The organism is Burkholderia sp. Ac-20344, assembly GCF_017104975.1.
Taxonomy (GTDB): domain Bacteria; phylum Pseudomonadota; class Gammaproteobacteria; order Burkholderiales; family Burkholderiaceae; genus Burkholderia.
Window position 1 is genome coordinate 1 of record NZ_JAAGPP010000230.1, and the last position, 9,896, is coordinate 9,896.

Consider the following 9,896-nt stretch of genomic DNA (forward strand, 5'->3'; position numbering starts at 1 on the left):
TCGACACGGGTGCCGCCTGCACCGAAGTCGTCGCCACCGGGCGGGGCTGCGCCGGTGCCGGCGCAGCAGCGCCCAGCGGCGGCAAGCCCATGCGGTCGCGTACGATCGGATCGCGATACTTCAGGTCGTCGGCGACCGTCGCTTCCACGCTCGGGGCCACGTTCGAACGTGCGAGCGGCGTGGTCGTGCCCGGGCACAGGTGGCCGGTCGCTTCCACCGCACGCCGGTTCGCGTCGCTCTGGCAGAGCAGCGCGAGCGCCACGTCGGTCAGGCCCATCGCACGGAATTCACGCGCATCGAGACGCCGGACGCAGGCCTGGTCGACCAGCGTCGTGCCACCCGTCGCGCCGAACCCCGGGAACGACACGCCGACGCTCACCGATCCCATGCAGGTATCCGACAGCGTGGTCGTGAGGCCCGGCGCCTGGATCGACGGGTTCGTCTTGATCGTCTGCGTCCCGGAGTAATTGACGTTTTCCGATGTCTGGGTGTTGTACGGGTTGGTGCCGGGCGCGCCGGACGACTGCAGCGAACTCACGCTCTGCGGCGTCACGCCGCCGCCACTCGTGCTGGACGGCATCGTCACGTTCACGTTCACGCTCGAATTGCCGCTGCCGCGAACCCCGCTGGAGCTGGTGGCGTTACCGCCGCGCGAGCTCGTGGTGTTCGTGTTCATGCTCGAGCCGCCGCCCTGGCTGATCGCCGTCGACGACGTCGACGACTGCGCGCTCGAAGTCGAATCGGCGGTTTGCGCTTGGGCGCCGATCGTGGTCATCGCGAACATCGCTGCGCATGCCACCTTGATCCTGTTGCTGTTCATTTGACTCTCCGGACGAGGTTTGACCTCCCACCCAGGCAACCGTGTTAATTCCCCTGATTCCCTTCAGCTTTGCCTGCTTCCCCGAACTGTTTCCAGCCGTTGCCCAGCTGGGACCATGAGCCGGCCGACATGCCCTGCCACTGCTGGGCGTCCGGTCCGCCGATGGCACTGCCCGAAGAAAGCGTTTGTTGTTCTGACGGTTTGGTTGTCTGGTCAGAGTTGTTTGACGTCTGCAAATTCGATTGCACGTCGTTGGCAATACGGTCAGCGCCATACGCCGTCAGAGACGCGAGCATCAGAGCGGCGGCAATCAGTTTCTGCTTCATGCCAACTCCTTACGTGACAACAATGTGGGGAAAAGAGACCAGCGTCGCTGGGAAACTGGTCCCCCCACACCTGACTAATGACTGCTTCCGGTCGCACTCGCACTGCCCTGGCTTCCGCCCGATGCGGACGGCGAGCCGGCCGGACCGGTACTCCAAACGGTCGACGAGTTGGTGTGATTCGAACCCGTGATCGCGCCTGACCCACCACTGCCGGTCAGCCCAGCGGCACCCGCGTTGGCATTGCCCTGGTTGTTCGCGCTCGTGGCCGTGTAGTGGTTCGCACCGAGTACGATCGTGGCACTCACCCCTCCCGATAGCGCATTCGCGTTCTCGCTCGTGCTGCCGTTTCCACCGTACGAGCCTGCGGCACCGATACCGCCGCCTGCCGCGAACGCGCCCCCGTTCGTGCCCGAACCGCTGGCCGTCGAGGTCGTGTTGTGGTAGGCGGATGCCGTGCCGGCGGAACCAGCGGGTGTCACCGTACTGCCCGCGTTCGCGCCCGCCGTCGAAGTCGAATTGCTGGTATAGCTGCCGGTGCCGACCAGGACCGAACCGGAAACACCCGCCGCAACGGATTGCGTCTGGTTGGTCGTGGAGGAACCCGCTGCCAATGCAGCCGACGATAAGACGGTGAGCGCTGTCGCGAAAATGACTTTGGCTTTCATAGCAATTCCTTGCTGTGAGTATGTTCGGCGGTGGCGGAGCCGGGTCTCCCCCCATCGAGCGGAACCCGGCGTCCGTACCGCCAGCCAATGACGAACGCTACGCGTCGCGGCTTAGTGGTGAATCGTCCAGCCGATCGAGCCGGCATTCGCGCCGCTGGTGCCGCCGGCTTGTGCGCCGCCGAAGCCGAAGCCGCTCACCGACGACGATTGGGTGTGGTTCGTGTACGAGACCGAACCGCTGCCCGGGCCGCCGGCCAGTGCGCCGGCTGCGCCGAGTGCCGAGCCGGAATCGGTCGCGGTGAAATGGCCGAAGCCGGCAACGCCAGCCATCGTCGAACCGCCGCTCGTCGAGTTGCTGCTCGACACCGTGCCGCTGGCGGCGAACGCTGCACCCGAAACCGCCAGAACTGCTGCTGCAATCAGAAGCTTCTTCATGGTCGACTCCAAAACGGCGTGAATAGAGTGAGCCAGGAAGATCGCACGCCATCAACCTTCCTGACTTGAGCAATCCTCAAAAAAAGTAAGGATCACTATCAAATTAAGAAAATCCAGCTTCATTTCGAATTCAGATTTTTTGATATTTTTTCCAGCCGAAGTTTAGCTTCGCACTTTTTAGTTATCCAAAATTATTTGATAGGTGTTTTCTATTATTTTTATGAACATTAAATTAAAAATTAAAACACCATTACCTGATAAACCGGAACGATGCGCACATTTTTCCGGCCCGCGATATTCGACACCCCGCCGGACAGCGTGCCGACACGCGGCACTCCATTCCGGAATCGAAAATTCGCGAATACATTAACCACCCAATAATGCGGCACCGTTGAAAATGCACCCTTTAACCGGGCGACAACGATCCGGCATTTCAGCCAGGTGGCATGCCTTCTCCCTGAGCCAGCAACGAAAGGGCTTCCGGATAATCCGGCCGACGGTCGTTCGATCTAATCCGGCCGGCGCCGGCATGGGCCAGGCGCGATCGGAGCGACCTTGCACGGCCGAACACGAATCGGCATCACGCTGTCCGGCACGAACAGCCTGATCCATCCGGGTGAACTGAATGAAAGCGAGTACCGCTGTCGCCCGACTGCCGTGCGGCACGACAACCGCGCCAGCACGCGAAGCGCGCGGCGGGCAAGAAACCGGGACTGAGCAACCCGCGAAGCTGGCACAGCGTCGCGAGCGTCGCCCCGGCCTTTCCGACTACTCCACTGATGCGCAAAGTACGCACCGATCAATGTACTGCTTATGGTCTTCATCGCCGTTTCCCCGACTGCTTATTGACGAGTTGGCCGCCCCACCTCTTCGTTACTTCGTGTCGGCCGCCCGCCGGTGCGTCCAATACCGCAAGCAGCGTGCCACGCGATATTCCACCGCAGATTGCGCACAGCAAACGGCCGCCAAGACGGCACGCGGCGCCAGGAACGACATTTTTTGTTTCAGGAATGTATCGCAATAACGGTTTGGCACCCTCGGCGATCGTTGAGCGACGCGAAGCAATCGCCGGATTAGACGGACAAATCCGGCCCGCGAGCCTGCGCCGGACGGCCAGGTGAACGAGTGTTTCAAACTTGAGAAGCGCCCGGCTGCGCAAGGCGGGCGGCGCGGGCATTTCCGTGTGTGAACCGGGGGTCGCGGCGTGTATGCCCCCTTCCCGGGCCATCACAAACGAGAATCGATTTGCCCGACACCGGGCGCCGAGAGCCCGACACGGCAGCTTCCGACAAGCCGTCGACACGCGTTTCCCCTGATGACCGAAACGAATTTGATTCATCCGTGAAAATACCGACGGGATCACACGCAGATCCAGCGTCGAAATGAACCGTAAAAAATAAAACTTTCGTGGCGGCGTAATAATTAAAACAAATGCAAAATCGCGCCCTGGTTTCCGGGCATCATTTTTTTCAATCTCATTAGCCCTGCCTTTCACGCACCGAATCGCTCGATAGGTTGCACATTCGAGAATCGTTTTTAATCCGTTATCAGGGCATTTCTCATTGATGAAACATTTCGACTCGACACTTTTTTGACGAGGCCATTCCCGCAGAATCCTGATTTATCGTGCGTTTCGTCGAATCGAATCGCATCGATCCGGCCAATGCCCTGCCCGCTTTCCTGTCCCCACGATTCACGCATGAAACAGAAGCATGCACATCGTGCGGCAATCGCACCGCCGCGCCCGTGCGCATCGCGACGGCATCGCTCATGGCATGCCGATTGCCTGATGTCCGGCTCTTACCGAGCGGCACGCCGAGGCACAAGATCACTCACGGCGGCCTGCTCGTCTATCAGCGAATCGGGGAAAAGGCGATGAAGATCACCACCGATCGATCGACGCTTGCGTCGTTCAAGCTTCAACGGGGTAGTCAGCGAAACCGGAGCGCCTGTCGCAGCGCTTCGTCGACATCCACTCATGCGAACCGGCGCGTGCGGAAACGATTCCCGTGCAGCGGGATGGAGCGCGTGCGTGCTGCCGTCGAGCAGATCGACGTGTGCTTCCCGGAACTGATCGACGAAGGAGAAAACCATGAATGACAGATCGCGTGCGAGACGCGCACCGGTCAGCGCGTGCTCGTGACGGGCGGCGCCGGCTTTCTCGGCAGCTACGCATGCGAGCGCCTGGTCACGGAAGGCGCGTCCGTCACGTGCATCGACCGCCTGCTGACGGGGCGCAAGCTCAACGTCGCCGGCCTGAAACGCGGTCGATACGCGCGGCGCGTGGCCGGCGCACGACATGCCGGACTGGCGGATCGCGCCGGCGTTCCTGCAAACGACGGTGGTCGCCCGGTGAAACGACCGGCAGCGCGTCGGCCGTGCTCCGTCAGCCGAGCAGTTCCTTCTTCCGCAACTGCACGACGTCGCGCATCGGCGGCGCGCCGAACAGCCGGCTGTATTCGCGGCTGAACTGCGACGCGCTTTCGTAGCCGACGACGGCGGCCACCGACCCGACGTCGCCGCCCTGCCGCAGCAACAGCCGACGCGCCTCGTGCAGCCGCAGCTGCTTCTGGTACTGCAGCGGGCTCAGCGTGGTGACGTGCTTGAAATGATGGTGCAGCGACGACACGCTCATGTTGACCGCCTGCGCGAGCGACTCGACGCGCATCGGCTCCGCGAAGTGATCGCGGATCCATTCGATCGCGCGCGCGATCCGGTGCGTCTGGCTGCCCGCGATCGCCATGTGCCGCAGCCGCGTGCCCTGCCCGCTCGTCATCAGCCGGTACAGCAGTTCCTTTTCGATCAGCGGCGCGACGACCGGAATGTCGGCCGGCGTCTCGAGCAGCCGGATCAGCCGCAGCGCGGCATCGAGCAGCGGCGGCGTCAGCTCGGCGAGCGCGATTCCCTCGCCTTCGGGGCCTGCGTCGGGTTCGGGCAGCCGCATCTCGGCCGCGAGCTCGACGATGCGCTGCGGATCGAGCGTCAGCGACAGGCACAGGTACGGCGCGTCCGGCGACGCGTGCGTCACGCGCGAGAGGATCGGCAAGTCGATCGACGTAATCAGGCAATTCTGCGTGTCGTACTCGTAAGCCTGGCCAGCCACGATCACGCGCTTCGCGCCCTGCGCGGCGATCACGAGCGCGGCCCGCGACACGCCGCAGCCGAGATCGACCGGCCGCGTGTGCCGGTGCAGCATCAGGCCAGGCACGGCCGTCGAATGCGAGCCGTCCGACGGTGCGAAACGGTTGATCAGCGTCGCCAGCTCGCGCCGCCCGGATTCGCGCGACGCCACGATATCGGTCATGTCCATGACGCTTCCTCGATAGATTTCCCCATGTCGCGGGAGCATAGCGAAACCACCCGCGGCCTGCCGGGGATTTGCAGGATTGTTCAATAAATTTGCAGGATTGGGTAGACGCAAAAACCGGCCGCTCGCGCACACTGCCCGCTGACCGGGCGCATGCCGGGTTTTCCCCACGGAGACAATCAAAATGCCTACCTCGTTTGTCCTGAACGGCAAGAACGTCACGCTCGACGCCGATCCGTCGATGCCCGTCCTCTGGGCGATTCGCGAACACGCGGGACTGACCGGCACGAAGTTCGGCTGCGGCATGGCGCAGTGCGGCGCGTGCACCGTGCATCTCGAAGGCCAGGCCGTCCGCTCGTGCGTGCTGCCGCTCGCCGGCATCGCGGGCAAGCACGTCACGACGATCGAAGGCCTGCAGAGCAAGCCCGCGCAGGCCGTGCAGGCCGCATGGGTCAAGCTGCAGGTGCCGCAGTGCGGCTACTGCCAGTCCGGCCAGATCATGTCGGCCACCGCGCTGCTCGAACAGAACCCGAAGCCGACCGACGCGGACATCGACGCCGCGATGAACGGCAACCTGTGCCGCTGTGCTACCTACACCCGCATCCGGGCGGCGATCCACGACGCGGCCGCGACGCTGGGAGCCTGACCATGACGATCGAACTCGACAACACCGGGTCGGTGCGTCCGTCGCGCCGCACGTTCCTGAAGGCCGCGGGCGCCGCGGCTGCCGTCGGCCTGACCATCGGCTTCGACTTCAGCGGCTTCGGCCGCCGCGCGCTCGCCGCGACCGCGCCCGCCGCCGGTTTCGCGCCGAACGCGTTCCTGCGCATCACGCCCGACGGCACCGTCACGGTCATCGCGAAGCACGTCGAAATGGGCCAGGGCGCGTATACGGGCATCGCGACGATCGTCGCCGAGGAGCTCGACGCCGACTGGTCGCACGTGCGCGTCGAAAGCGCGCCGGCCGATGCGAAGCGCTACGCGAACCTCGCGTTCGGCACGATGCAGGGTACGGGCGGCAGCTCGGCCATGTCGAACTCGTGGCAGCAACTGCGAGAAGCGGGCGGCAAGGCCCGCGCGATGCTCGTGTCGGCCGCGGCGGCCCGCTGGAAAGTGCCGGCCGGCGAGCTGACGACGGCCAATGGCGTCGTCACGCACGCGAAGAGCGGCAAGACGGCCGCGTACGGCACGCTCGTCGCCGATGCGTCGAAGCTGCCGGTGCCGGACAAGGTCGCGCTGAAGCAGCCGGCCGATTTCAAGCTGATCGGACACCCGATTCCGCGCGTCGACGCGTCGGCAAAATCGAACGGCACCGCGCATTTCACGCTCGACACGACCTTCCCCGGCATGCGCGTCGCGCTGCTGCAGCGCCCGCCGCGCTTTGGCGCGAAGGTGAAGTCGTTCGACGCGACGGCGGCCAAGGCCGTGCCGGGCGTCGTGTCGGTCGTGCAGGTGCCGGGCGGCGTCGCGGTCGTCGGAACCGGCTTCTGGGCCGCGAAACAGGGCCGCGACGCGCTGAAGGTCGAATGGGACGAAGCGAACGCCGAAAAACGCAGCTCGGACGAGATCATGCGCGAATACCGGCAGCTCGCCGACAAGCCGGGCACGTCGGCACGCAAGGACGGCGATGCCGATGCGGCGATCGCGGGCGCCGCGCGCAAGATCAGCGCGACGTATGAATTCCCGTATCTCGCGCACGCGCCGATGGAGCCGCTCGACGCGGTCGTCAAGCTGACGGCGAACAGCTGCGAGATCTGGGCCGGCGACCAGTTCCAGACGGTCGACCAGGCCAACGCGGCCAGGACGGCGGGCCTGATGCCCGAGCAGGTGCAGATCCACACGCTGTACGCAGGCGGCAGCTTCGGCCGGCGCGCGAACGCGTGGTCGGACTACGTGGTCGAGGCCGTGTCGATCGCGAAGGCGCTCGGTGCGGACGGCAAGCCCGTCAAGCTGCAGTGGACGCGCGAGGACGACATCCAGGGCGGCTTCTACCGGCCGATGTACTTCCACAAGCTCGACGCGGGGCTGACCGCGGACGGCAAGCTGGTCGGCTGGCGTCACCGGATCGTCGGCCAGTCGATCCTCGCCGGCACGCCGTTCGAAGCGTTCATGGTGAAGAACGGCGTCGACGCCACCTCGGTCGAGGGCGCGTCGAACCTGCCGTACGCGGTGCCGAACGTGTCGGTCGAGCTCACCACCACCCAGGTCGGCCTGCCCGTGCTGTGGTGGCGCGTGGTCGGCAGTTCGCACACGGCGTACGCGGTCGAGGCGTTCATCGACGAAGCCGCGCACACGGCGGGCAAGGATCCGTACGCATTCCGCCGCGACCTGCTCGCGAAGGAGCCGCGCATGCGCGCGGTGCTGGACCTGGCCGCGCAGAAGGCCGGCTGGGACCCGGCCAAGCCGCTGCCGAAGGGCCGCGGGCGCGGGATCGCGGTCGCCGAAGCGTTCAAGAGCTATGTCGCGCAGGTGGCCGAGGTGTCGGTCGACGCGGACGGCAAGGTGAAGGTCGAGCGCGTGGTGTGCGCGGTCGATTGCGGGATCGCGATCAATCCCGACATCGTCGCCGCGCAGATGGAAGGCGGCATCGGCTTCGGTCTCGGCGCGGCGATGCACAGCGCGATCACGCTGAAGGACGGCCGGGTCGAGCAGCGCAACTTCGACGGCTACCACGTGCTGCGCATCGCGGAAATGCCGAAGGTCGAGGTGCATGTCGTGCCGTCGGCCGAAGCGCCGACCGGGGTCGGCGAGCCGGGCGTCGCGCCCATCGGGCCGGCGGTCGCGAACGCGATCTTCGCAGCGACGGGCAAGCGGCATTACGTGCTGCCGTTCGATTCGGCGGATAGCGCGAAGGCTTGATGACGGGCCGGAACGCCGGCCGCGGGGCGGAGACGTCTCGCGGCCGGCGTCTTTTGCCGAACGCGACCGATGTAGGGTTCGATGTCGGTAAAAATCACCCGTAACGCATTGATCCGTATGGAGAACCCTTCGATCCCTGTAGGGTTCGATGTAGAGTTCGCCATCCGGCCGCAGCGACATTCCGCCGGCCCCGATTCCCGCCACGCCCCGACGTTACGTCGAACGTAACGCCCGTAACGTCACCCGCCGATGCTACGTAACAATCCTTCACTTTTGCCCTGCCCCGTTTTCTCTCCGTCCCGCGCCTCCCGTTAAAAATTCTTTTGAATTCAAGGCTGCCGCGCCGCCTGCGCCGGTGCGATACCTGACGATCCTCTCCCTGGCCCGGAAGTTGCAGCACAGGACCCGCAAACACTCCTTTAAGGACATGCGAGGGCCACCATGGATTGCAAATACCTGTACATCGACAACATAAAAATCAACTTCGTGCGCCGCACGATCGAAATCGACAACAAGATCATTGAGGTCACGCCGCGTGAATTCGACGTCGTCGAATTCCTGCTCGACAACATGAACAAGGTCGTGCCGCGGCAAGCAATCCAGGAAGCCGTGTGGGGCCGTGAACTCGGCGTGTCGTCGCGCACGCTCGACACCCATATCTCGCGTATCCGCTCGAAGCTGCAGCTCGATCACGACAAGAACCTGCGGATCATCCCGATCTATGCGGTCGGCTATCGCCTCGTGCTGTTCGGTGCGGCGATGACGCACGTCGAGCGCCACGAAGCGGCGCCGATCCTGCGCGCTGCGCCGCAGCCCGCGATGGTCGCCGACTACGCCTGACGATTCACCCGCGCGCCGCCTGCTCGCGGCGCGCCCGCCACACTCCCCCCCACCGCGCTGCCCGCAGCGCCTCGCGGCCCGCCCGTCGGTTGCGGCTGGCACGCCACCCGGCCCGCCAGCCCGTCGCGACCCGACCGCCGCCTCCGGGCGGCGGTCGCTTTTTGGGCGTCGGCCGTCGCGTGCCGTCGCGTGCCGTCGCGTGCCGTTGTCTGCCTGCTTCGTCACGCTTCGTAGCACCGCGCTTCGGCGCGTGTCTCGCGCTGCGCGCGACTACGGATTCCGGCACGGCACGCGGCCATGGCCGTCCCTACAATCGACGCAGCAGCCGCGCGCCCCTGAGCGCCACCGGCCCCAGAACAACCCGTCGAACCAACGCCGAATCCGCCCCGATCCCGCCGTGCCTGCGCTGTTCCTGACGAATGCCGACGCCGGCGACACCGCGAACCGGGCAATGCCCGCCGCTTCCGCACCGCCCGCCGCGCCGCCGGCCGCGGTCGCGCTCGACGCGTCGCCCTACCTACCGCTTCGACGCGAAGCGCGACGGCGAGGTCGCGATTCCGTCGGGCCTGATCGCGGGCCGCGCGCGGCCGGTCGACAAGGTGCCGAACAAGCCGCCGGGCGGCGACTGGCTGTGGCGCGACGCG

General features: G+C 65.3%; 11 protein-coding genes and 2 pseudogenes. 7 read left to right on the forward strand and 6 right to left on the reverse strand.

What is annotated here, in order from left to right; genetic code table 11:
- A pseudogene (locus G3N64_RS36605) lies at positions 1-580 on the reverse strand (chemotaxis protein CheA); the annotation flags it as partial.
- On the opposite strand from G3N64_RS36605, the gene G3N64_RS40060 reads away from it, so the two are divergent.
- Positions 567-824 carry a hypothetical protein gene (locus G3N64_RS40060; protein WP_241021399.1) on the forward strand — a complete coding sequence of 86 codons (258 nt, stop codon included), beginning with the start codon at positions 567-569 and terminating at the stop codon, positions 822-824. The pseudogene G3N64_RS36605 and the gene G3N64_RS40060 sit on opposite strands and share 14 nt — an antisense overlap.
- A 40-nt stretch (positions 825-864) precedes the next feature.
- Here the strand turns inward: G3N64_RS40060 and G3N64_RS36610 are convergent, their stop codons facing one another.
- The 4 genes from G3N64_RS36610 to G3N64_RS36625 all read right to left on the reverse strand — a co-directional run bounded on the left by G3N64_RS36610 (position 865) and on the right by G3N64_RS36625 (position 3,741).
- Positions 865-1,146 carry a hypothetical protein gene (locus G3N64_RS36610; protein ID WP_205788508.1) on the reverse strand — a complete coding sequence of 94 codons (282 nt, stop codon included), beginning with the start codon at positions 1,144-1,146 and terminating at the stop codon, positions 865-867.
- 74 nt (positions 1,147-1,220) lie between these two features.
- The gene (locus tag G3N64_RS36615) at positions 1,221-1,811 is read right to left on the reverse strand and encodes a hypothetical protein (protein WP_205788509.1); all 591 of its coding nucleotides are present in this window, start codon (positions 1,809-1,811) and stop codon (positions 1,221-1,223) included.
- Positions 1,812-1,922: 111 nt separating this feature from the next.
- Entirely contained in the window at positions 1,923-2,246 is a 324-nt protein-coding gene (locus G3N64_RS36620; RefSeq protein WP_205788510.1) for a hypothetical protein, read from the reverse strand.
- An 820-nt stretch (positions 2,247-3,066) separates the two neighbouring features.
- On the reverse strand, positions 3,067-3,741 hold the full coding sequence (locus G3N64_RS36625) for a hypothetical protein (protein ID WP_205788511.1): 675 nt from the start codon (positions 3,739-3,741) through the stop codon (positions 3,067-3,069).
- Positions 3,742-3,872: 131 nt separating this feature from the next.
- Here G3N64_RS36625 and G3N64_RS36630 point away from each other — a divergent pair, with 131 nt between their 5' ends.
- Together G3N64_RS36630 and G3N64_RS36635 are read left to right on the forward strand one after the other, a co-directional pair.
- Positions 3,873-4,346: a hypothetical protein gene (locus tag G3N64_RS36630; RefSeq protein WP_346778855.1), complete on the forward strand. Its 474-nt coding sequence runs from the start codon at positions 3,873-3,875 to the stop codon at positions 4,344-4,346.
- Between the two features lie 3 nt (positions 4,347-4,349).
- Positions 4,350-4,508: pseudogene (locus tag G3N64_RS36635) on the forward strand (NAD-dependent epimerase/dehydratase family protein); the annotation flags it as partial.
- A gap of 124 nt (positions 4,509-4,632) precedes the next feature.
- Here the strand turns inward: G3N64_RS36635 and G3N64_RS36640 are convergent.
- Positions 4,633-5,556: an AraC family transcriptional regulator gene (locus G3N64_RS36640; RefSeq protein WP_205788512.1), complete on the reverse strand. Its 924-nt coding sequence runs from the start codon at positions 5,554-5,556 to the stop codon at positions 4,633-4,635.
- A 181-nt stretch (positions 5,557-5,737) separates the two neighbouring features.
- Here G3N64_RS36640 and G3N64_RS36645 point away from each other — a divergent pair, with 181 nt between their 5' ends.
- From G3N64_RS36645 to G3N64_RS36660, 4 genes are all read left to right on the forward strand, one after another.
- Positions 5,738-6,199 (forward strand): (2Fe-2S)-binding protein, encoded by a 462-nt coding sequence (locus G3N64_RS36645; protein ID WP_175040698.1) that lies wholly within the window; start codon positions 5,738-5,740, stop codon positions 6,197-6,199.
- A 2-nt stretch (positions 6,200-6,201) separates the two neighbouring features.
- The gene (locus G3N64_RS36650; protein WP_205788513.1) at positions 6,202-8,412 is read left to right on the forward strand and encodes a xanthine dehydrogenase family protein molybdopterin-binding subunit; all 2,211 of its coding nucleotides are present in this window, start codon (positions 6,202-6,204) and stop codon (positions 8,410-8,412) included.
- A 441-nt stretch (positions 8,413-8,853) separates the two neighbouring features.
- The gene (locus G3N64_RS36655) at positions 8,854-9,252 is read left to right on the forward strand and encodes a winged helix-turn-helix domain-containing protein (protein WP_205788514.1); all 399 of its coding nucleotides are present in this window, start codon (positions 8,854-8,856) and stop codon (positions 9,250-9,252) included.
- A gap of 419 nt (positions 9,253-9,671) precedes the next feature.
- On the forward strand, positions 9,672-9,896 hold a 225-nt coding region (locus tag G3N64_RS36660), incomplete at its 3' end, for a hypothetical protein (RefSeq protein WP_205788516.1).